The sequence below is a fragment of the Arthrobacter sp. MA-N2 genome (genome assembly GCF_000517125.1).
Taxonomy (GTDB): domain Bacteria; phylum Actinomycetota; class Actinomycetes; order Actinomycetales; family Micrococcaceae; genus Arthrobacter; species Arthrobacter methylotrophus.
The window spans coordinates 767,774-790,529 of sequence record NZ_KI912155.1 but is presented as its reverse complement, the minus strand read 5'-3'; the positions used below and the strand labels follow the sequence as shown (position 1 = coordinate 790,529).

Below are 22,756 nucleotides of genomic sequence, written 5' to 3'. Positions count from 1 at the left end.
AAGGAAAGTGTGGCTCAAAGACTGCGCTGCGATGCCAGCCTTGCCAAGAACTCATCATACTGGGCGATCGCGGCGCTTTCGGATAATGTGACTTGCCGGAAGTGCAAACCGTTGCGACCCATTTGACGGCATTCGTCGGGATTCGCCGTGAGCGCCTCTATGGCCGAGAGTAGTTTGTCCGGAGCTCCGGCCGGAACCGTGATGCCGCCCCCTGACGCCTGGATTTCGGAAGCCGTGACGCTGCCTTCATCGGTCGCCGCCACAACTGCTACTCCAGAGTTGAAGTACGAAGTCAATTTGCTTGGGACGGCCATATCCTTGACGCCGGGGAGCTCGTTAACGAGGAGGACGTCGGCCGCTGCCAGTGCGCGCTGAAATTGATCGTCGGGGAGAGTATCGACGAATTCGAGCCTGGCGTCCTTCTTTGCGAGTGCTTCAAGTTTGGGCCGCTGGTTGCCGTTCCCCATAAGAATAAATCGCACACGACTTTCTCCCGTTGCGGCCAAAGCTGCGGCGTCCACGACGTTCTCGAGCCCTTGCTTCTTGCCCATGTTGCCAGCGTGCAGTACAACGACATCGTCGGGAGACCACCCCATCCTCGTACGAAACGCGTGAAGACCTGAAGTGGGTGATGCCGGCAGGTGAGTCCAATTACGAATGACGCGGATCCTCTTCTCGGGAACTCCAAGATACTCCACCATGTACTGCTGGAATCGATCGTGGATGGCGACTACAGCATCGACCGAGCGGAGGATCAAAGACTCGGTCTTCGACATGAGCACTCCGAGCCGCTGCCCCCCGGCCCCTGTTTCAACGACGCCGCGGCTATATATGTCTTGGACCCATATGACAACCCGCGGCCGTCGTGGGGACAATCTGGCTCGGAGGATAGCCATGGCAGATGAAAATAGGCCCGGACTGACGACTAGAACGACATCGGGACATTCCCACGACGCGAGGATTGCCCGAAGCCCGAAACTGAGTTCCATATGCATGCGCTGCAAAACTCTTGGCTTTTTTGGGATGAAGTGCCTTAGGCGTTTCACGTTGACGCCACCTAGGACTTCAAGTCGCTTCCATCCGGTGTAGCCCTGCTTGAGCTTCCATTCGGGATAGTGCGGGTAGCCAGTGATGACAGAAATCGAGTGGCCTGCGGCGGCCAGACCGTCCGCTAAACTTGTCGTGTAAGGGGCGTTGCCAGTCGGCTCGGGAGCGTAGTTGAGCCCGATGATGGTAATTCTGAGATGCTCATTCACAAGTGTAACAATAGGCGTATCGCGTCGCATCAGCTCATTTTGGGGGGGAGTCATGTCCGAATCATCTGGTCGTTCAAGAACCATGCGGGTGATCGATCTGTCCCATGCTCCCGGTGAGCGCGCCGCGTGGGACCGGCCACGGATAATCATCTACCTTTGGTCAATCGCTGAACTGCTCCTTGTCACGAATCCGTGGCAGATCAGTTCTGCCCTGAGGGTACGCGTTCTCCGTCTGTTTGGAGCAAGAATTGGATCCGGCGTTGTCTACCGCCCCCGAACGCGCGTTCGATTTCCTTGGAAACTTGAAATAGGAGATCGAACTTGGATTGGCGAGGGGGTGTGGATTCACAACCAAGACTACGTTCAGGTGGGCTCGGACGTAGTACTGTCTCAGGACGCCTTTATTACAACTGGAAGTCATTCCCATCGAACGGACATGGCGCTCCTGACCAGTCCAACGACAATAGGCAGCGGTACGTGGATAGCAGCTAGAGCCATAGTTCTCGGCGGTACGACCCTAGGCGTTTCGTGCTTGGTTTCGCCCAATTCCGTTGTTGGTCCTCGGACCACATACCGGGATGGTGAGGTCTTAAAAGGAAATCCAGCGAGGGTTGTCGGACAAAGGTTTCCGGAGCTTCCCGGACTAAACCACGATGTATGAAGTCCGTCCTCGGACGGACAGGCCGAGATTATTTTCAAATTCCAAAATGGGCCAGCCGAATAAAAATCGGGCCACCCACGAGCGTATTCGCCGAGCTGCCCGCTTCATATCCTTGGATCTAGCGCTTCAAGCTATCGCGTTTCTTGTGGGGGTAGCAGTAATTCGGGGGCTTCCCAAGGAAAATTACGGCCAATATGCGGTGTACGTCGGGATTCTCTTTGCTTCAATCCTTATTTCTGAGTCAGGTCTATCAAATGTGATGCTAGGTTACGCCAGCCAGCACCCAGGCGATTCCACGCGCACGAGTGACTTGAGGAAGTCCGGTCTATATGTTCGGAGGAAAATCGGGCTCGTTTCCACCTCTACAGGTGGCCTGGTTCTAGTCTGGTTGCTGACACTTAATAGACTCGGCACACTGGAGACACTGGCCGCGCTCTTGGCATATCTTTTGTCGATGCAGGCAGTGTTCGTGCGTTCCAATTCGCAAGTCTTCCTTCGTTTAGAAGGGCGTGCCAACTCCTCTCAGAAAAACCTCCTTATTGCAGCAGGTTTCCGTTTAATTTTGATCGCACTGGTCATGCTGACGATGCCGATTCAAATGAGATTCACGGCAATAGTACTACTAACCGCTGTAACTTACTGGATCGAAGCCTGGCTCATGACGCGAAGTCTGAGGTCGCAGAACGTCGTCGTCGGTTTGCGAAGCAAGCTGCATGTCCGACGGCTAAGTCGGGCGGCGAGACGCCTGGCCCCAATGAATTTCGCCATTGTCGGACGGGAGCAAGCATTCTTGATGGTCATGTCCTTGGCAGGATCTACGGTCGTCCTTGGCGAGATCTCGGCTATGACCCGATTTGCCGTTGCGTTCACCGTCGTAAATTCTTTCGTGCTAAATCTCGTTTTACCTAGATTGGCGAGAATGAACGCATCAAGAGCTATCAGGGCCATTCCCATCTATTCGGCAGTATATTTGGCGTTAGCCGTCATGAGTGTAGTTTGCGTCAGTCTATTCTCGCCGATTCTGCTGTGGGTGCTGGGGGATTCATATAAAGGACTCAATCTGGAGTTGACTGTAGTAATGGGTGGATCTGCCGTTTTAAGCTTTTGCAGCGGACTGGGCATGATGGGTCAAAGCCGGCGATGGCTTTCTGGTTCCTGGTTTTTAGTAGCCAGTTCCGCCATTTGGGTCGTCAGCGGTCCGCTGCTCTTTGATTTAAGGACGACGATGGGCGGAGCCCTTTATTTGGCCACCCAATGCCTTCCTGCCTTGATGGCTGAAGTTCTCAGGTTTGCAGCTGGAGCTCGAGAAGTCCGCAGAAGCACTCGGATGGAGCATGAACGGTCATGACTCCATACGAACTATCGAAGTCAGTATGCCCGACCCGTGTAAGAATATCTGGACAGCTTACGACGTCCTCGTTTCTCAGAGTCGTTACCCTTCTGTATGTCCATCTTTGGATCTTGGAAGGACTGTTGAGAAAACTTGTCCCTGCGGCGAATTATTTTTTGTATTTTAGCAGGGACGCTCTCGCCTTAGCGGCCATTGTAGCTTTTGTTTTCCGAAATGGCACGGATAGAAAGCACGGCCCCAAAATACTGTTTGTGCTGGCCCTGGTTCTTTGGACTTGCGTGGCGGCACTGCCCGGTACGGATTCCTTATCCGTTTGGGTGGTTGGAATACGAAGCTATGTCGCCCCCGTTCTGTTCATAGGGCTTTGTTCCCTATTGCCGGAGGCTCGTCAGCTGCGACGAATTCGATCTACCATCGCGATGTATCTTCCAGTCCAAGCCGTCGTGGTTATTGCACAAGTCACATCGCCCGCGGATAGTGTTTGGAATCGTCAAATTTCGGGTGAAGAAGCTCATTTTCTAAATGAAGGCATCGCTCGGGCTTCTGGAACTTTTAGTGCACCAGCCGGTTTGTTTGGTTTCTTCTTAGTGGCGGTTGCCCTTTGTTTGGGATTGCTGCTAGGTGGCGAAAGTAGGGATCGATGGACTTCTTTGCTAGGGATATTTTCCGCAGTGGTGATCGTCACACTCGCCGGGTCGCGGGGAATATTGACACTCCTTCTAATCCTTGTCCTAAGCATTTTCTTTTGGCTGTTGACAAACGCGACTTTTTCGCGCTTCATTTTAGCAATTTTAATAATGGCCGGCTCGGTATTATTGTTCATATCGATCGTATTGGCACTTCCGCAGGTTGTCGACGCGTTTAACGGCAGAATCCAGGATGCATCACAGAATGAGGACACCCTTGGGCGTCTCATTTTTACCGCTTTTGGATTCTTAGGCGGGCTTGGATCCTTTTTTGGCGCTGGCGCTGGACATAATAGTCAAGCCGGTATCGCGGTTGGTGCCGCTGGTCCCTGGATTGAGAATGAAACCATTGGTTGGGTGACGGAGTTGGGTGTCTTTGGCCTACTTTTAGCTTTCCTCCGACTTATTGTTGCTGCACGGATGCTCATGGTCTCCTTCCTCCAGTCTTCCAAAACGTCGGCAGTCAGGTTTATGTTGGGTATCGCTATTGTTCTTATCCTTGTTCAGGGAACAATTACTCAGAATCCTTCTTCTCAGGGTGCGTTTTCGATTTTAGTGGCATTATACATTTTTGGACGTGACAGAGACGATCGACCATTTGAACGCTAAGTCTGTGGGTGCCGCTATTATCAAGGTGTTTTTGGTTAGATTAGGAGCGAAATGTCGATACTACGTGTGGTAAATATTGGCAGTCGAAGCGGTGCTTATGGTGGCCCATTTGACACCGCCGTTCGCCAGGTGCGGCTCGCGCTAGACTGTGGCCTCTCAATTCGGCTTTGGTATGGTTGTTTGCCGAACGATGCGCCGTCGATTGATGAGCTGCCGGAAGGAACTACTATGAATGCCCAGGTGCGGCGGTGGGTTCCGCGACTTGGGTTTACTTCGGCGTTCTCTTTCGACGCGATGAAATCTCTTGTTCGTGCGATAAGAGATGTAGATACCGTCCACGTCAGTTATTCGCGTGAGATCCTGCCCATTTTGGCTGCTGTGTCGGCGCTGATGTTACGCAAGAGATTGATTGTTCAACCTCATGGAATGCTCACAAGCCGATCTTCTTTGCTCCACAGAATTGCGGACATCGTTGTGAAGCGCCTATTTCGGGCATCCGATGTCGTCCTGGCGTTAACCGACATTGAGCGGCAAGATCTTGAGGGCTGGCTGGGGAAAGCCTCGCCTATATCGTGGGTTGTGTTGGGAAACCCAGTGGGCCGACTGCGAGGAGTACAAGCCGTCGTCCGACCGGCTCCCCGCAAGGACGAAGCTCTCTGGGTTGCCCGTTTGCATCCGCGCAAACGCGTCGGTGACTTTGTTTCTGCGGCCGCCATCAGCATCGGGAAGGGGGCAGAGACGCAGTATGCGATAGTTGGACCGGACGGTGGTCATCGTGATGATGTTATTCAGGCGTGTAGGGCCCATCCGAATCTTGTTTACGAAGGTGCAATATCGCCGGATGCCGTGGTTAGGCGTATAGACGCAAGTGGAGTATTTGTCTTAACGTCTCACAAGGAACCCTGGGGGAATGTGTTGGCGACTGCACTTAGCTTGGGAGTTCCTGTCGTCGTAACGGAATCCTGCGCTCTTTCAGCAACGATCTCGAAGTATGGTGCCGGCCTCGTAGTTCCTGACGGGGCACCCGCTAGCATGGAATCGTCGATAGCGCATCTACTCGGCGACGATATCGCCTATAGCGCTTGTTCCGAGGCTGGCCTTAGGATGTCGAAGGAATTGTTGTCAGAAGAGGCGCAGAAAAAGAGCTTGGCTTTACTCTATCGAGAACTCTAGGCATTCTGGACTGTTTCGATGGCTGAACTGTATTCTTGACCAATTTGGGGGGGGTAAACGTCGTTGAAGGCGGCCTATGCAACAAATGTTGGGCACTACGATCACGTGCTCTACGCTATGAATAGCATTTTTGATGAAGTCACGCTGATTCGAAGGCCAGAACCGACACCTCGCCAAGTTAAGTTCTTGGAAAGTGTTCATGCGCCGAAACGCGTCCTAACGATGCTGAATCGACGAGCGCGAGAACCGATCAAAGTTCCCCACAGTGTAAAACTACTGGGCCTCGGGGACTTAGCGCTAACGGCTGCTGTGCAATCGGGCCGCCGGCTCTCACCGGACATGTTTCGACGTGCTACCGAGTACTCGGCCAAGCGGGTAGCGAAATTTACGGCGGGTGACAACGTACTGCATTTTCTAGAGGGTCTTGGCCATCAAGCATTGCGCCGTGGCCACTACTTCGCCTCGATTTGCGAACGTCGGGCAATGCACCATGCGGTCTTTGAAGGTGATTTTCCATCCATTGGATCATTTCCACACGTTGCTAGGACTGATCCGATCGGGGAACTGCTGGATTTTGAGTACGAAGCGTCCACTAAGATCCTCGTCTATTCACAGGCAGCTAAGCGATCATTTCTTGAACGAGGTTTCGATGAGGACAAGCTTCTAGTCGCGCCGATTGGAGTTCCCCGCCAACTGCCGGTGACCGCGCTTCCGAGAGATAGCTACAAGATCGCTTTTGTTGGTCGCGGCGACGTCTATAAGGGATTAGATCTAGCAGTCGCTGCGGTAGGGAAGCTCGGCAGTCCGTATAAACTGCACGTCGCAGGGCCTATGCGGAACGAGGTTTTAAATTGGCTGAAATTCCATCCGCAAGTAGTTTATGAAGGCCTGCTGAACAAAATTCAGCTTAGAGAGTTATATTCGACCTCAGCTATTATGGTCCTACCATCAATTGAAGCCTTTGGGCTGGCTGTGGCCGAGGCGTATCATCATGGTCTGCACGTCCTTTGCATGCCTGAGACGGGAATTTCCGAATATCTACCGCAGGATGCATGCACTCTGGTGTCGGGGCGAGATCCTGACTACTGGGCATTTCGAATTCGGGAACTGACTCAAATGGAAGGCGACTTGATGAGACCAGTTCCAGATGAATCAGTACGAACTGCTGCGATCTCTTGGGCGGAAGCTACGAAACGCCTGGCGGACGCATACTCATTGTTAGTGTGATTTTTCACAGCTGATCCTAGTTGGAGGCCCGATGTCCGTAGCAGGAATCTGGAAGAGTTCATGGTTGCCCTATACTGAGACGTTCATTCGCGACCAGATTCGGGCGATTCCGGATTGGGAGATCGTGAAGCTGGGTTTCTCGAATGTCGAGGGCGGTATCGACCATGCGGACTTCGCCCCATACTCGACCCGAGTGAATGACTTGATTGTTCGGAGTGTGCTTGGAGTTCATCCGTATTTGAACGCGTACAAAAAGGTACTACAAGACGCTGGGGCAATGCTGCTACATGCACATTTTGGCCCGGGGGGTATTGAGGCCTTGCCCTTAAGTCGGGCGGCCGGGCTTCCGCTATTGACAACCTTTCATGGGGCGGATGCCGCACTGAGCAGGTCCCGATCTCCTTGGGCGCGTTCTAGATATCCGCGCAATCTTTCGGAGCTCTTTAGACATTCCGCAAAACTCATTGCCGTTTCTTCTCACATTGCTGACGCACTCCTCAAGAACGGTGCCCCGGCGAAGAAGATAGAAGTCCTCCACACCGGCACAAAGATCATCCCACTTCGGGATTCCGACGATCGGCAAGGCATTGTATTTGTCGGTCGCCTGATTGACATAAAGGGTCCAATGGAACTGTTACGTGCCATGAGTTTGACCGACAAGGAAATTCGTCATTCGACTCCGATTACCATCGTGGGAGATGGACCCCTGCGAGGTGCGCTTGAAAGCTTTGCGCGTGATAAGCATCTAACCGTCAAATTTACTGGCAAGGTTGACTCTGGATTAATTCCCGCTTTGCTCAGGTCTCATTCCGTATTCTGCGGGCCATCTCTTCCGGCTAAGGACGGGACGCGGGAAGGGTTTGGAATGGTTTTTATTGAAGCAGCTCTCCAGGAATTGGCGTGTGTCGGATATGCCTCAGGCGGAGTGATGGAGGCCGTTGAGCACGGGACGACCGGCCTCTTGGCGCCGGAGGGTGATATTCAAACGCTCAGCCAGTACCTGGTTCGGCTAACTAGGGACGAGGAATTTTCGGCGAACCTTGGACGAAACGGTCGAGTTCGAGCAAAAGCAATGTTTAACTTAGATGTGCAGGCAGAGAATTTGGCTACCATCTACCAAGAGGTTGCTAACTAGCTTACGGAGTCAAGTTGAAGTGCGTTGCACGAGTAAGTGATTTTCTTTAATTTTGTAAAATGTTGACAAGTTTCTAAGAGTGACTCAATGACTCGGTTGAGAAGGATGTATTGGTGAGTAGAGTTTTGTTGGTATCGAACCGGTTTTCCCCCGATTATGGCGGAATTGAGACTATTTCACTCGCCCTTGCAGAGGGCTTCGTGGCCGCGGGCATGCAAGTTGAAGTTATGACCCATTCGGACGGCGATCCTAACCCCTTTAGCAAGTACCAGGTAACCCGTCGTCCAGGGTTGTTGCGCACCTGGCGGTCATATGTCGAGGCCGACGTGGTATTTCATAATAATATCTGCCTTAGATTTCTCTGGCCCGCCCTATTTGTGCGCAGGCCGCTAGTCTTCGCCGTGCATAATTGGTTAGTCGACGGAAGCGGCCGCATTGGTATTCGGGAAATAATTAAGCGTCGAATCATAGGGTTCTGCAGGTCGATAACAGTCAGTCGTGCGGTTCGAGATTCTTTACCATTCGAGAGTACATTGGTTTACAACTCCTATAATTCGGAGGCGTTCCATTCCAATGGCACTGAAGAGCGTTCTCGTAATTCTATTGCTTTTGTAGGGAGGCTGGTGTCCGGAAAGGGATGCGCGGTGTTGATCGATGCCCTCGCGCAGCTTAGAAACAGAGGTCACGAATTCCAATGTTCAATCGTCGGAGATGGTCAGGAAAGAGTCGCCTTGGCGGAGGCGGTGGAATCCTATGGCCTTCAAGGCAGTGTGTTGTTCACCGGGGCGTTAACTGCTGAGGAGATTGGAGCCAAGCTTCGCGAAACGGAAGTCCTGGCGGTGCCCTCTCACTGCCGTGAGTCTTTCGGTATCGTTGCACTAGAGGGAATCGCCAGTGGATGTTTTGTAGTTGCGAGTGACGATGGGGGCCTGCCTGAGGCCGTAGGCGAGTGCGGAAAGGTTGTCCCGCAGCGCGCCGCCGATCAGTTGGCTGATGCGATTGCAGCTGCGTGGCACTCCAAGTCTTGGGCCACCGATCGTTTTCGTTCTGCGCGAGCAGTTCATCTCAGAGGCTTCTCTGAGCGTTCCATGATCGATGGATATCTGGAAGTCATCTCCACTGCTTTGAAGGGTTAGATGTCTCCCAAAGGTTTCCGGGCCTGACTTGGCTCATTTTACCGACTCTTCGCATTAGGCATGGTTGGTTTGTTCGAGGCTCTTCACTATTCGTGGTGAATGTTCTGCCGCGATGGATGTTCATGGCGCTGTTCTGGCGGCACTGCGCAACAGGATACGCGTTTTGTAGTTGCGTGCGTTGGTGAATCCCCGGCCAGTCCTCTCTATGTGCTTTATCGCGGTGTTGTTGGCTTCTACTTTCGCCGTTGCCGCACCGGTGACGATCAGCACTTCGATCTCCTTCCACCACCGGCATATCGTGCGCCAGAGCCGGTTGGTTTCGGGCTGCGCGGCTCGTTCGACCAGTCCTTGCAGGCGGTCTCTCGCCGCGGCCGCGTCGGCAAGAGACCCGGTGGCGAGCAGCGCCCGGAGCTGTTCTTTGACCAACCAGGCAGCCTGCAGCTTCCCGGTGGCGTCGTCGGTAGCGAACACGGTGCTGAGCCTGTTCCGGGCCCGGTCCGAGAGTGTATCGCCGCCGCGCAGGAACAGCCGCCGGTTGGCCCAGACCGGGTCGATGGAACGTCCCCGCCGGCCGTGGACCTGCTGGGTGAGCCGTTCCCGGACTTCGGTGAGCATGTCGTTGCCGGGCTTGGCGGCTCTCCGTGGTTCGTGGTGAAACGGATTCCGTGTCTTGAGAGCTGAAGGGCTCGTAGCCCTGCTGTGATGGATGTTCTCTACGCATTCATCAAGAGTCAGGAGCTACGAGCCTTGATCGAGCCTACTTCCCCGCGCCCCGATGCTGCCACCGCCCTGTTCAATCTGCCCGACTACCGCGTCACCGATACTGAGGTCCTCGCTTTCGGGCAGCGGCGGGTCCGCGTCGAAGCCACGGCCGAGGCCGGGTGCCCGTGCTGTGGCGTCATCAGTACCCGCGTGCATTCACGCCGGCCCCAACGCCTGCGTGACATCCCTGTGGCCGGCCCGGTCGAAGTGATCTGGTCCAAGCGGAGATTCTTCTGCGATGAGTATCTGTGCCCGCGGCGGACGTTCGCGGAGGAGACTGCCCAGGTGCCGCGCCGCGCCCGGTCCACCCGCCGGCTTCGCGATGCCCTCGTGTCCGCCGTCATTGGATCCGGAAGGGCCGCCGCGGAAGCGGCCGCATCGTTCGGCGTCTCATGGTGGCTGGTCCAGCGGGCCCTGGATTCCGCGGCGCTGACACTGCCCGATGTCGACGGCCTGGCGCCACGGATGCTCGGCATCGATGAACACCGCTACCGGTCCGTGCGGTTCTTCCGGGATCCCGAAACGAACGCCTGGAAACGGTACGAACCCTGGATGACGACTATTGTCGATCTGGACAGCGGACAAGTGCTCGGGATCGTGGACGGGCGTGACAGTGAGGGCGTCGGGGACTGGCTGTTCGCCCGGCCGCTGCAGTGGCGTCTGGGGGTGCAGGTCGTCGCGATCGACCCGTCAGCGGCTTTCCGCAAGGCACTGCGGATGTGGCTCCCGCGCACAGCAATCTCGGTCGACGCGTTCCATTTGGTCAAGCTCGGCAACGACATGCTCACCGAAGTCCGGCAACGACTCACCCACCAGGTCCACGGCCGGCGGGGACGCTCCATCGATCCGGTCTGGGCCAACCGACGGCTGCTCTTGCGCGGCGCCGACACGCTCTCGGACCGGGCACGGAAAAGACTCAGCACCGTGTTCGCCACCGACGACGCCACCGGGAAGCTGCAGACTGCGTGGTTGGTCAAAGAACAGCTCCGGACGCTGCTCGCCACCGGGTCTCTTGCCGACGCGGCCGCGGCGAAAGACCACCTGAAGGAACTGGTCGAACGAGCCGCGCAGCCGGAAACGAACCGGCTCTGGCGCACGATCTGCCGGTGGTGGAAAGAAATCGAAGTCCTCATTGTCACCGGTGCGACCACCGCGAAAGTAGAAGCCAACAACACAGCCATCAAACACATCAAACGGACAGGCCGGGGATTCACCAACGCACGCAACTACAAAACGCGTATCCTGTTGCGCAGTGCCGCCAAAACAGCGGCATGAACATCCATCACGGCAGAACAATCACCACGAACCGTGAAGAGCCGGCTTGGCCAGGTGGAACGCGTCGACCGAGACCGCGGTGCGCGGCAGCCACATCCGCAGTGCCTTGCGGAACGCCGCCGAGGGGTCGATCGCGACGACCTGCACGCCCAGCCGCTAATGCAGCGGCCAGGCGAACAGCCAGTCTCCGACGCCTTCGCTGTCACGGCCCTCCACGATCCCCAAGACTTGTCCGGTGTCCAGATCAACGATGGTCGTCATCCATGGTTCGTACCGTTTCCAGGCCTTGGTGGCCGGGTCGCGGAAGAACCGCACGGACCGGTAGCGGTGTTCGTCGATGCCGAGCATCCGCGGTGCCAGGGCGTTGACATCAGGCAGTGTCAGCGCCGCGGAATCCAAAGCCCGCTGCACGAGCCACCATGAGACACCGAACGAGGAGGCGGTCTCCGCGGCGGCCCTTCCTGATCCGATGACGGCGGACACGAGGGCATCGCGAAGCCGGTGCCGGTGGACCGGGCGCGGCGCGGCACCTGGGCGGTCTCCTCGGTGAATGTCCGCCGCGGGCACAGATACTCATCGCAGAAGAATCACCGCTTGGCCCAGACCACTTCGACCGGGCCCGCGACGAGGATGTCGCGCAATCGTAGACACACCCATCCCAGCAGGGCCACGGGCCCCTTGTCTTCAACGACACGAACTCAATTCACCACCGACGACCAAGAGCTTGTTTATCGGTGAGGTGTTCGGCGCAGCTCTGCAGGGTCCGGCGGATCCCGTAGATCGGGTCGCCCTTGCTGCCCCGCTGGCTCAGGGTGTCCTGCTGGACATGGCGGCGGCCCTCATCGACCATGGCTGATCCGAGCTTCACGACATGGAAGGCATCCGGCACGGTGACGCTTCGGGCAGTTCGTCGCGGATCGCGTTCACGTAGCCGCGGAACAGATCCAGCGCCGCGGTTTGGATGCTAGCGGTGAATTCCTAACCGCCGTCTTTGAGCCAGTCGCCGTAGACCTTCGCGGACCGACCCGGGACGAAGTCCAGCAACCGGGCATGGACTCGTGACCATCCCGGATCCGGGCGCCCCGGTATGGGACCAGACACGCGGAAACAGCTCTCGGCATTCCCCAAGTTAGTACCTGCTGTATATCCTCATGACTTCGATGAAGATGGCATTCTCTTGGAGTTTGATCCTCGGTTGAGAGCCCTGCCCCTAGCGCGTCGGCCCGGCGATTCATCGCGGTTGGCAGATTCGGCCGATTCGTGACTGTAGTAGCGATACCCATAGGCATCGGGGCCGTTGACTGGCAATTTGTTGAGCACGATCCCGAGGACATCCGCTCCCACCATTTTCAGCGTGGTCAACGCCCGGAGAAGGTCCTGTTCCTTTACTGCTTGTGAAGCCACAACCATTAACACTCCGCCTGTGTGTTGGGCGAGCACGGCTGCGTCGGTGACTGGGAGAAGCGGCGGTGCGTCAATCACAATGTAGTCAAATATGGCTTCAAGTCGTTGGATCAGGCCCTCCATATTTCGAGACCCAAGTAGTTCGCTGGGGTTCGGCGGAATTTGACCCGAGGTCAGCACTGCGAGCCCGGAATCCCCCCATGGCTGCAGCAGGTCTTGCACATCGGCCTGTCCGACTAGCGCAGTTGTCAAGCCAGCGTTGCGGTCCAGTCCCAGGTATGCGTCAAGCATCGGCCGTCGCAGATCAGCGTCAACCAAACATACCTTATGCCCCGTTTCAGCCAGCGCTATAGCCAGGTTTGCCGCGGTTGTGCTCTTGCCTTCGCCGGGAAGGGACGACGTAACCGTCAGTGTCTTGGCTCCGCTTGAGACGTTTGCGAACTGAAGATTCGTTCGGAGTTGCCTGAACGATTCGGCGCGCGGGCTTTGATGGTGTACCTGGGTGAGCAGCGGGTTTTTCCCTGCATCGGGTTCGTGAGCGATACCGCCGAGAATCGCCACATCCGTTATCCGGCGAAGTTCCGTCTCGCCGCGAACCTTGTTGTCGAGCGTAGACCTAACAAATGCAATTCCGATACCGAGAATCAGTCCGATGACGAGTCCCATGAGCATAGTCGTTCGTGTATTGGGCGCGGATGGTACTGACGGCGCCGTCGCAGGCCTGATAATTGAGAGGCTCACCACTGACGGGGCGGTCGATGTCGGACGTTCCAGCTTTGCCACTGCCGTTATGAGGCTCGCGGCGACAGCTTGAGCAATGGCTGCAGCCTGCGACGGGGAATCGTCCACCACGGAAATATTGATTAAGACCGTGTTTGGATCGGCTGTGGCTCTGACCTGCGATTGCAGTCGCTCCGGCGTCGTATTCAAGCCCAGACTATCGATGGCTGGTTGGAGGACTACTGGGGTGGAAACTGTCTTGACATAGGACTGGATGCGGGCTTGGCTAAACGTGTTGCCTTGCTGGAGCTCTTGAATGGACCCGGAACCTTGAATCGCCACAAAAAGCTGAGTATCGGCAGTGTAGGTGGGCTTGGTCAATATTGCGACGCTTGCCCCAACGAGCAATCCGGCCAGTGTCGCTGCCACGATCGTGATCCAATTTCGGCGCAAAATGACTAAATAGTCGCGTAGATCCAAGCGTGGGCCCCCTATGTGGTTCCGGTCATGGCTTCTGCGGATTTAGCTGCCACAGGCCGATGGTCAATACAATGGTAACCGCCGCGTAGCGGTGAGCAGGCACGCGGATTGCTCGAAGACCCTCGCGAACCCCAACTCGAGCGACCGCTAGGAGTCCGCGCGGGAATCCCATGGGGTGACGCAATTACCTGCCCTGCCGGGCTGCCGATAGACACTTCTTGGGCGAGTACATGGATTATTGAGTTGGAGGACGCTTTGCCGTACGTGGACATCAACCCCTACCGAAAGACCACTCGGAAACGGGGACTGCCCCCGGTTTTGTTGACTCCTTGACCTAGCGAGCTTGTGCTCGTGGAAGGATGTTGACCATGCCCACGGCTTATGGGGCGGAGTTCCGCCAGGATGTTATTGATGTGGCCTGCAAGGGTGAGGCGCCGCTGGCGCAGATTGCGAAGGATTTCGGACTATCGGTCACGACCTTGAAACGCTGGATCGCCATCGCCGAGCGCAAGGAAACCGGGGCCGGCCCGGCGGCGGCGGAGTCTGCCGAGATGCGGGAATTGAAGAAGCGGAACCGCCTGTTGGAGCAGGAGAATGAGATCCTGCGCCGGGCTGCCGCCTACCTGGCCAGGGACATCAACCCAAAATGATCTACCCGCTGGTTACGGACCTTGCCGCCGACGGTGTTCCCGTGGCGGTGACCTGCAGGGTGTTGGGATTCAGCAAGCAAGGCTATTACCGGTGGAGAGCCAGCCCGGTGACGGAACGGACTGGGCGGATGCGCACCTGGTCAACGCCGCCTTGGACATCCACGTCGACGATCCCGCATTCGGATGCCGTTTCATCGCCGACGAGCTCCCGGAGAAGGGCGTCACGGCGGGCGAGAACAGGGTCCAGCGCTTGTGCCGGGACCACGGCATCTGGTCGGTCTTCTCCAGGAAACGTGGCCTGAACCGCAGACCCGGGCCGCCGGTTCACGACGACCTGGTGGAACGTGACTTCACCGCTGCGGCGCCGAACGAGCTGTGGCTGACAGACATCACCGAACACCCCACCGCCGAGGGGAAGCTCTGCCTCTGCGCGGTGAAGGATGTCTATTCCCGCAGGATTGTCGGGTACTCGATGGACTCGCGGATGAAGTCTTCGCTGGCCGTCGCCGCGCTGGAGAACGCAGTCCGGACTCGCCGTCCGGTAAGGACCGTGGTGCACTCGGACCGCGGCTCCCAGTTCCGGTCCCGCCGCTTCGTCGAATCCCTCCGGCACCACGGGCTCACCGGCTCGATGGGCAGGGTCGGCGCGTGCGCGGACAACGCCGCGATGGAATCGTTCTTCTCGCTGCTGCAAAAGAACGTCCTGGACCGTCAGCGGTGGCTCACCCGGAAGGACCTCCGACTGGCCGTCACGACCTGGATCGAAAGAACCTACCACCGCCGGCGACGCCAAAGACGGCTGGGAAAACTCACGCCCATCGAATATGAAACAATCAACCGGACCGCGCTCACAGCGGCCTAAGACCCCGAGTCAACAAAAGCCGGGGCAGTCCCCGGTTCAAGATCGGTGGGTTGATCGTCTTGTTGTTGGTCACAGCGGTGGTGGTTTATCTGGCGCTGTCTCGGTAGTGCTCGATGCAGCTTGAAACCTACGTCGAGCCAGACTCCCGCCCTACCGCGTATCCAGATCCTCGAACACCAGAAACGTCTGCGTGTCCTGCACCCCCGGCATCGATTGCAGCCGGTCGAAGATGACCCTGCGCAGGTGAATATTGTCTGTGGCGCGTACCAGCAGGATGACGTCGAAATCACCGCCCACCAACGCGATGTGCTGCACCTCCGGAATGAGCCGAAGTTCCTCCCGTAGCTCGCGCCAGGAATGCTGCTGCACCTTGAGCGTCACATAGGCCGATGACTTCAAGCCGGCCTTGATGGGATCCACCAAGGCCGTGAACTTGGTGAGCACGCCTTCGCCCGTTAGCCGGGAGATTCTGGAGTAGGCATGCGCCCGGCTGATGTGGACGTTTTCCGCCACCTGGGTGACCGACATCCGGCCGTCCCGCGTCAGCTCGGCAATGATGTCCCTGTCCACCTGGTCCAAGGGAACCTCCACTTGATCCGCCTCGACCTCGGCCATCGCATCTCCAATTCGTCCACAGTGCGAGCCCGTTACCCAACTCACATTTGCAATTCGTCTTCCAGAATAGAACTTTTCTGCAAGCTTTTCCAAGATTCTGCCCAGAGCTGGATACGAAACTTCTCCAAGGAACATACTGAAGACAAATAGTGGATACAGAAGGACGGACCAATGACGATCTCCGCAGACCATAAGGCCCAAGGTCTGGCTGACGCTCGGCCGGACGACACCGCAACGAATGACCAGGCTTCCGAAGTGCGGCGCAAGTTCGGAATCAGCGTGGAAGACTACATGCTGCCCGCCCGCCACCAGATCCAGATGGTTGACCCCACCGGCTCACTCAAGCCCGAAACAGAGCAAGGCACCGAACCCGGCCACGAATATCCCATCCCCGGCGACGCCGAACTCATGGCAGCGTACGAACAGCTCGTGGTCGGACGCCGCGTCAACGACCAGAACTCCGCCCTCGTACGGCAGGGCCGCATGGCCGTCTACCCGTCCAGCCACGGCCAAGAGGCATGCCAGGTAGCAGCCGCCCTGTGCCTGAGCGAAGGCGACTGGCTCTTCCCCACCTACCGTGACGCCGTCGCAATCATGTCCCGCGGCGTAGACCCGGTAGAGACCATGACGATCTTCCGCGGCGACTGGCATGGCGGCTACGACCCCACCAAACACAAAGTGGGCATCCAGTGCACTCCGCTGACCACCCAGCTGCTGCACGCAGTCGGCGTTGCCCATGCCGCCAAACTGCGCGGAGAAGACACCGTGGTGTTGGCAATGTGCGGAGACGGTGCCACCAGCGAAGGAGACTTCCACGAAGCGCTCAACTTTGCAGCCGTCTTCCACCTGCCCGTGATTTTCTTCGTGCAGAACAACAAGTACGCCATCTCGGTGCCTTTGAGCCACCAGTCCGTGGCGCCGTCGCTGGCCCACAAAGCTGTGGGCTACGGCATGGCCGGTGAGCGCGTGGACGGCAACGACCTGGTCGCTTTGCTCGCCGTACTTGACCGGGCAGTGAAGCTCGCCCGCGAAGGTTCCGGCCCGCTCCTCATCGAAGCCCACACCTACCGCATGCAGGCCCACACCAACGCTGACGACGCCACCCGCTACCGCGAAGACAGCGAAGTGGCCGAATGGACCGCCAAGGACCCCATCAGCCGCATGACGTCATACCTCACCGGCCGTGGACTGCTCGACGACGAAGGTTCCTCCCGGATAGCAGCAAAGGCCGAATCCGTTGCTTCGCAGCTTCGCGCCGGCCTGGGGGAGGACGTTCCGGTAGACCCGCAGAACCTCTTCCGCTACGTCTTCTCCACCCCCACCCCGCAACTGAAGGAGCAGTCCGCCCTGCTCGCCGATGAACTCGCCCGTGAGGCATCCAGCCAGAAGGAAGCAGGCAAATGAGCTCCGCCGTCACCACATCCTCTGAGGCCACCGAGCGCGCAGCCACAGGCGACGTCAGCTCCGCCACCGCCAGCGCCGCAGCCAGCGCAGCGGCAGTAGCCGAAGCCTCCGGTCCCCAAACCATCACCATGGCCAAAGCACTCAACACAGCGATGGCCGACGCCATGGAAGCCGACCCCTCCGTCCTGGTGTTCGGCGAAGACGTCGGCCGCCTGGGCGGCGTCTTCCGGATCACCGACGGCCTCATGGCCACCTTCGGAGAACAGCGCTGCTTCGACACGCCCCTCGCCGAATCCGGAATCGTCGGCATGGCCGTGGGCATGGCCATGAACGGAATGCGCCCCGTGATCGAGATGCAATTCGACGCCTTCGCCTACCCCGCCTTCGAACAGATCGTCAGCCACGTTGCCAAGATGCACAACCGCACCAAGGGCGCCGTCAAGCTACCCATGGTCATCCGAGTGCCGTACGCGGGCGGGATCGGCGGCGTGGAACACCACTGCGATTCCTCCGAGTCCTACTACGCCCACACCGCCGGGCTGAAGGTCTACACCCCGGCCACCGTGGCAGACGGCTACCGCATGCTCCGCGAAGCCATCGATTCCGATGACCCGGTCATGTTCATGGAACCCAAGAAGCTCTACTGGTCCAAAGACCAGGTAGACCTCGGTGCCCTACGCGCCGACCACTCTGCGAACGCTGCGGCGGGATCCAGCAGCGAAGGCCGTGCCGCCGTCGCGCGCCCCGGCACTGACGCGACCCTCATCGCCTACGGGCCGTCAGTCCCCACGGCGCTCGCCGCGGCGGCTGCTGCCGCTGAAGAGGGCCGCTCCCTCGAAGTGATCGACGTCCGCTCGATCGTGCCCTTCGACGACGAAACCGTCTGCGCCTCCGTGCGCAAGACCGGCCGCGCCGTGGTCATCGCCGAAGCCCACGGATTCGCCTCGGTCTCGTCCGAAATCGTGGCCCGCGTCCAGGAACGCTGCTTCCACTACCTCGCCGCGCCCATCCGCCGCGTGACCGGCTTCGACGTCCCCTACCCGGCTCCGAAGCTGGAGCACTACTACTTGCCAAGCGTCGACCGCATCCTCGACGCCGTTGACGACCTTCAATGGGAGAACTGACCATGAGCGCAGATATGCAGGTGTTCCTGCTTCCGGACCTGGGGGAGGGCCTCACCGAGGCCGAACTCGTCAACTGGCTCGTGGCCGTGGGCGACGAAATCCGCGTGGACCAGCCGATCGCCGAGGTCGAAACCGCCAAATCCATGGTGGAGGTGCCCTCCCCGTACGCCGGCATTGTCGCCGAGCTGCACGGCGAAGCCGGCCAAACGCTCGACGTCGGGAAGCCGCTGATCTCTGTGGCTCCTGTTGGTGCTTCGGTGCCGGCTGAGCCCAAGGCCGCGGCCCTCGAAGAAGAGGTCACCGAGGCGCCAGCCGCGTCGATTGCCGCCGAGACCTACCGGACCGAGGAGAAAGCCGGATCCGGGAACGTGCTCATTGGCTACGGCACCTCCGGAGGCGGCGAGGCTCGCCGTACCCGGCCGCGGAAAGCTTTGGGTTCTTCTGTTGCTGTACCGTCTGCTGTTGCCGTGGCGCCTGACTTTGCCGAACTCGCGTTGTCCCGCACCCGGATTCCCGGGAAGCTTTCCGCCGTGATTTCCCCATTGGTGCGGAAGATGGCCCGGGACCATGGGGTCTCGCTCGATGCATTGCCGGGTTCGGGGGAGAGCGGACTCGTCCTCCGCCGAGACGTTGAAGCTGCCATCGGTGGTGCGGTGCGCGAGACCGCGCCTGCGGAGGTGCCTGCTCCGGCCGCTGCAGCCGCCGACGTCGAGCCTTCGGCAGGGGTGCGGGACGCCCGGACTGGTTTGCCTGTTGCCTCGCGGACACCCGTCCGTGGAGTCCGCAAGGCAGTTGCCGCGAACATGACCCGCAGCCGGTCCGAGATCCCTGAGGCGACCGTCTGGGTGGACGTTGACGCAACTGCCCTTCTCGAAATGCGCGCAGAACTCAAAAAGAAGGACGCGCACGGTACCCCCGGGCTGCTCGCCTTCATCGCCCGTTTTGTCACAGCTGGGCTAAAAAAATTCCCGGAGTTGAATACCCGAATCGTCACTACTGAGGACACTGCAGGTGGCGAGATGCAAGAGATCGTCGCGTTCGACGGCATCAACCTTGGTTTCGCCGCTCAGACCGACCGCGGACTGGTGGTTCCCTCGGTCCGAAACGCCCACTTGATGAGCGCCCGCGAACTCGACGCGGAGATCCGCCGGCTCACCGCCGTCGCGCGTGACGGCAAGGCAAGCCCGACTGAATTGGCCAGCGGAACGTTCACGCTGAACAACTACGGAGTGTTCGGCGTCGACGGCTCAGCAGCCATCATCAACTACCCCGAAGTAGCCATGCTTGGCGTGGGCCGCATCATCGACAAGCCCTGGGTGGTGGACGGCCAGCTCGCAGTCCGCAAGGTCACGGAGCTGACCCTCGCGTTCGATCACAGGGTGTGTGACGGCGAGACCGCTGCCGGGTTCCTCCGGTATGTCGCCGACGCGATCGAGAACCCCGGGACGGTGCTGGCGGATTTGTAAGCCCGACTTCCGCGGAGCATCAACTCGACATCAGATCCACCAAAACAAGTACCGACCACTCTTAAGGCGTCTCTGGGGGCGGCCCTAGCCTAACGTCATGAACAATGGGGGATACCGTTCGGGCTGGCGACGCAAGCGGCACCGGAGGACACGTCAGGATCTGTTCGTTCTTGTGGGGGTCGGTGCGCTCTTCGTAGTCGCCGTGGCTGTGTCCACCATCGCGCTCACCCATTGAACCGCCAGGCTAAGGATGCCTTAGAGCCCGGGGCTCATGGAAGCGACACCCGCAGGACCACATCGTCGCCATGCTCGCCGAGCGTTACTTCCGTGGACAGGGCCTGAAGCGTCGTCATCCCGAGGCTGGGGCGGTTCTGGCGCCGGAGCCGGCCAGGGGAGCTGATGGAAATGTGAATGGCTCCGGTGCCCGCAGCCGCTGGTGCCTGCTGCGACTCTTGGGCAGACATTGTGACGCGGACATGGCGCCGTTCGCCGTGGCGGATGGCGTTGGTGAAGCCTTCTGAGAATACCTCGATGACTGCCTCGGCCCTGGCGGGGTCCTCGTCGCATAGGGCCCACACTCCAGGGCCGATGTCGCATTCAAGCTCCAGCACGCGCCCCCAGGTATTCAGCAGGTCCCGGATACTGGATGCGGCGTGCCTCTCCTGCCCGGATGATTCCTCCAAGATTTCACTCTGCGCAGTAGCCATGGCACGCGTCAGGATGTCACTCACGCGCTGCGGGGCAAGATCCTCTGCTGGGTGGTTCCCTCCAGGGACAGCCAAAGCGAGGGCGCTTGAGACCAGGTTCCCCTGGACGTTGGTGTGCAGAATCCGAGCGACCCTCCGGCGGGTGTGAAGCAGCTTTCGGTGCGCGCGGTCTGCAAGCTTGAGTTGCTCATTCAGCGAGTGTGCCAGCCTGACCTCATGCCGCCGTCGTTGACTCTCAGCAGCTCGAATAACCGCCACAGTGAGCGCAGTCAACGGATAGGTCCAGATGGCGGACCAGTAGAAGAACGGGGCAAAGCCGAACGCGCCCTGAAGTAGGCAGGTCACCGAGGCGCCAACTGCAGCCGTACCCGCATAGCAGAGGGTCATGGCGGAAATTCGCCACAAGGGACTGGTGATCCTCCATACCGTCCGGGCAGCCACGGCGTTCCCGACGAGCAGAATGCCTCCGCCCACAACCCACTGAACCAGCAGAAAGAGGACCCCGTATTCCGTCAACAGACGCACTGCAATGAGTGATGCGAAGAGCAGGACAGGCAATGCGATCGGCGCAGCTTGGATCAAATGCGCCAGTCCCGGCGCGCGCTCTGCCCGGGAAGGCGGCCGCGGAGGGGCCGTCTCAAGCGGCCAAGGTGTGTGGTCATGGAAGAGTTCGTGGCTCATCGGGCGGACCACCTCATCGGAGATCGTCCGCAGCAGGAGTGAGGCCGAGGATCTGTCGAGAGTTGTCATCATCCAGGGAGCCAAGGCCGCGTCAAGGCGCTTGGAAAGTTCGGCGACATAGTGGGAACGGATCGAGCGCAGCCGGTTTTCATCGAACCCTTGCTGCCCCTCGATCGCAGCCTGGGCGGCGCGGAGCCGGCGTTCAAGCACGGCGTGGCCGCGGATGGAGTCTGCCAGAATCGCGATCGCCGAGAGGAAGACCAAGGCCATCACGGTGTTGATGAGGATACGGGCCCAGAGATCTTCGCTGAGGTCTGCGATATTCAGGGCCTCCGCGGCCCAAACCACCAAGGGAGCGCGGGAGGCGCCCAATAATGCGAAGATGCCAAACGCCGTCGCCATTCGGCCTTTAAGGCTCGGCCGTGCTGTGATCAAAGGGCGGAGGAGTATCCCCAAAAGACCAAGCATGACGTGCACGAATAGCACGATCGCCATGCCGGAGCCTCCGCCAACCAGCGTGATCGATTCGGTCTGAGCCAGCGCGTTCGATCCATCGAACATGTTCATGACCGTCAGCGCCAAGGGCACGGTCAGAAGCCACGACCAGAGGCTCAGGGCATTCTTGCCGCCGACACCCCGGGCCCAGTGCGCAGGGGAGCGGCCGCTCATGTATCGCTATCGGCAGGAACCGGCCACCCAAACGTGCGCGCGTACAGCGTTGCCGCGGCAACCCGCGCATTGACGCTCGGACTTCGGTTCAGGCCCAAGGCCTCGAACGTGCGCGAAACAGCCTTCTCCACGGAGCGGATGCTGCTTCCCCGTTGTTTGGCGATTTCAGCGTTCGACCAGCCCTCCGCGATCATGCGGAGGGTATCCAGCTGTACGCGGGTCAGAGCGCCGATCTTTGCCGCGTCCGACGCCAAAGGGGGAGCCACCGTGACGGCAAGCTCTACCAGGGTCGAGTTCACTGCACTGATGAGGCCGTCCACGGAGTCAAGGGACCCCTTGTTGACGAAGGTTGATCCCGCCGGTAACTCGGAAAAGGGAGTTTCCGACGGATAGTTGGTAAGGAAGACGATGGCGCACCCCGGCGAGAGAGCCTTCGCGACGTGCGCCAGCTCGACCCCGTTGGGCCGGGAACCCAAATCGATGTCAGTCACCAGAACATCAGGATCGACAGCCGCGAACATGGATATGGCCTCTGACGAGGACGCACAAGCGCGCACTTCGAATTCCGCGCTCCTTAAGGCCTCGGCGACAAGCCCGCGCATGAATGGTTGATCTTCAACAACCAGCACCCGCCGAACCCACTCCGTGTCCCCCATAGTCGAAGGCTATCCGAGCAGACCCTTGATTCATCAGCCGGCGCCGC

17 protein-coding genes and 3 pseudogenes are annotated in these 22,756 nt (G+C 58.9%); 12 read left to right on the top strand and 8 right to left on the bottom strand.

Annotated features, from left to right (window positions below):
• Positions 1-14: 14 nt before the first annotated feature.
• Positions 15-1,310, bottom strand: coding sequence for a glycosyltransferase (locus tag A3M3_RS0104115; RefSeq protein WP_231497179.1), 1,296 nt, complete (start codon positions 1,308-1,310; stop codon positions 15-17).
• A 653-nt stretch (positions 1,311-1,963) separates the two neighbouring features.
• Between A3M3_RS0104115 and A3M3_RS0104110 the strand changes: the two genes are divergently transcribed.
• From A3M3_RS0104110 to A3M3_RS27220, 6 genes are all read left to right on the top strand, one after another.
• On the top strand, positions 1,964-3,265 hold the full coding sequence (locus tag A3M3_RS0104110) for a hypothetical protein (RefSeq protein ID WP_155854279.1): 1,302 nt from the start codon (positions 1,964-1,966) through the stop codon (positions 3,263-3,265).
• Positions 3,266-3,390: 125 nt separating this feature from the next.
• On the top strand, positions 3,391-4,563 hold the full coding sequence (locus tag A3M3_RS27840) for a hypothetical protein (RefSeq protein WP_155854278.1): 1,173 nt from the start codon (positions 3,391-3,393) through the stop codon (positions 4,561-4,563).
• A gap of 228 nt (positions 4,564-4,791) precedes the next feature.
• The gene (locus tag A3M3_RS0104100; protein ID WP_028265270.1) at positions 4,792-5,736 is read left to right on the top strand and encodes a glycosyltransferase family 4 protein; all 945 of its coding nucleotides are present in this window, start codon (positions 4,792-4,794) and stop codon (positions 5,734-5,736) included.
• A gap of 117 nt (positions 5,737-5,853) precedes the next feature.
• Positions 5,854-6,963, top strand: a complete 1,110-nt coding sequence (locus A3M3_RS27225) for a glycosyltransferase (protein ID WP_155854277.1) — start codon at positions 5,854-5,856, stop codon at positions 6,961-6,963.
• Between the two features lie 31 nt (positions 6,964-6,994).
• Complete coding sequence (locus tag A3M3_RS0104095; RefSeq protein WP_028265269.1) at positions 6,995-8,098, top strand: glycosyltransferase; 1,104 nt, start codon at positions 6,995-6,997, stop codon at positions 8,096-8,098.
• Positions 8,099-8,211: 113 nt separating this feature from the next.
• Positions 8,212-9,234 carry a glycosyltransferase family 4 protein gene (locus tag A3M3_RS27220; protein ID WP_081736677.1) on the top strand — a complete coding sequence of 341 codons (1,023 nt, stop codon included), beginning with the start codon at positions 8,212-8,214 and terminating at the stop codon, positions 9,232-9,234.
• A gap of 120 nt (positions 9,235-9,354) precedes the next feature.
• On the opposite strand, the pseudogene A3M3_RS0104085 reads toward A3M3_RS27220, so the two are convergent.
• A pseudogene (locus A3M3_RS0104085) lies at positions 9,355-9,864 on the bottom strand (ISL3 family transposase); the annotation flags it as partial.
• A 117-nt stretch (positions 9,865-9,981) separates the two neighbouring features.
• Between A3M3_RS0104085 and A3M3_RS0104080 the strand changes: the two are divergent.
• Positions 9,982-11,271, top strand: coding sequence for an ISL3 family transposase (locus A3M3_RS0104080; protein WP_028265267.1), 1,290 nt, complete (start codon positions 9,982-9,984; stop codon positions 11,269-11,271).
• Positions 11,272-11,316: 45 nt separating this feature from the next.
• On the opposite strand, the pseudogene A3M3_RS23710 reads toward A3M3_RS0104080, so the two are convergent.
• The 3 genes and pseudogenes from A3M3_RS23710 to A3M3_RS0104060 form a co-directional block, all read right to left on the bottom strand.
• Positions 11,317-11,915, bottom strand: a pseudogene (locus A3M3_RS23710) (transposase); the annotation flags it as partial.
• Between the two features lie 59 nt (positions 11,916-11,974).
• Positions 11,975-12,139: a hypothetical protein gene (locus tag A3M3_RS27215; RefSeq protein ID WP_155854275.1), complete on the bottom strand. Its 165-nt coding sequence runs from the start codon at positions 12,137-12,139 to the stop codon at positions 11,975-11,977.
• Positions 12,140-12,420: 281 nt separating this feature from the next.
• Positions 12,421-13,875 carry a polysaccharide biosynthesis tyrosine autokinase gene (locus tag A3M3_RS0104060; RefSeq protein WP_028265264.1) on the bottom strand — a complete coding sequence of 485 codons (1,455 nt, stop codon included), beginning with the start codon at positions 13,873-13,875 and terminating at the stop codon, positions 12,421-12,423.
• Positions 13,876-14,243: 368 nt separating this feature from the next.
• On the opposite strand from A3M3_RS0104060, the pseudogene A3M3_RS23705 reads away from it, so the two are divergent.
• Positions 14,244-15,387 (top strand): annotated as a pseudogene (locus A3M3_RS23705) (IS3 family transposase).
• Between the two features lie 150 nt (positions 15,388-15,537).
• Here A3M3_RS23705 and A3M3_RS0104045 read toward each other — a convergent pair.
• Entirely contained in the window at positions 15,538-16,002 is a 465-nt protein-coding gene (locus A3M3_RS0104045) for an Lrp/AsnC family transcriptional regulator (RefSeq protein WP_028265262.1), read from the bottom strand.
• Between the two features lie 171 nt (positions 16,003-16,173).
• On the opposite strand from A3M3_RS0104045, the gene A3M3_RS0104040 reads away from it, so the two are divergent.
• The 4 genes from A3M3_RS0104040 (at position 16,174) to A3M3_RS28705 (ending at position 20,231) form a co-directional block, all read left to right on the top strand.
• Positions 16,174-17,406, top strand: coding sequence for a thiamine pyrophosphate-dependent dehydrogenase E1 component subunit alpha (locus tag A3M3_RS0104040; RefSeq protein WP_028265261.1), 1,233 nt, complete (start codon positions 16,174-16,176; stop codon positions 17,404-17,406).
• Positions 17,403-18,530, top strand: coding sequence for an alpha-ketoacid dehydrogenase subunit beta (locus A3M3_RS0104035; protein WP_028265260.1), 1,128 nt, complete (start codon positions 17,403-17,405; stop codon positions 18,528-18,530). Before A3M3_RS0104040 ends, A3M3_RS0104035 begins: the two co-directional genes overlap by 4 nt.
• Positions 18,531-18,532: 2 nt before the next feature.
• Positions 18,533-19,996, top strand: coding sequence for a dihydrolipoamide acetyltransferase family protein (locus tag A3M3_RS0104030; protein ID WP_231497175.1), 1,464 nt, complete (start codon positions 18,533-18,535; stop codon positions 19,994-19,996).
• 97 nt (positions 19,997-20,093) lie between these two features.
• The gene (locus A3M3_RS28705) at positions 20,094-20,231 is read left to right on the top strand and encodes a hypothetical protein (protein WP_155854274.1); all 138 of its coding nucleotides are present in this window, start codon (positions 20,094-20,096) and stop codon (positions 20,229-20,231) included.
• Between the two features lie 34 nt (positions 20,232-20,265).
• On the opposite strand, the gene A3M3_RS0104025 is transcribed toward A3M3_RS28705, so the two are convergent.
• Positions 20,266-22,053, bottom strand: a complete 1,788-nt coding sequence (locus A3M3_RS0104025) for a hypothetical protein (protein ID WP_028265258.1) — start codon at positions 22,051-22,053, stop codon at positions 20,266-20,268.
• The gene (locus A3M3_RS0104020; protein ID WP_028265257.1) at positions 22,050-22,709 is read right to left on the bottom strand and encodes a response regulator transcription factor; all 660 of its coding nucleotides are present in this window, start codon (positions 22,707-22,709) and stop codon (positions 22,050-22,052) included. The genes A3M3_RS0104025 and A3M3_RS0104020 overlap by 4 nt, the downstream gene beginning before the upstream one ends.
• Positions 22,710-22,756: the final 47 nt, after the last annotated feature.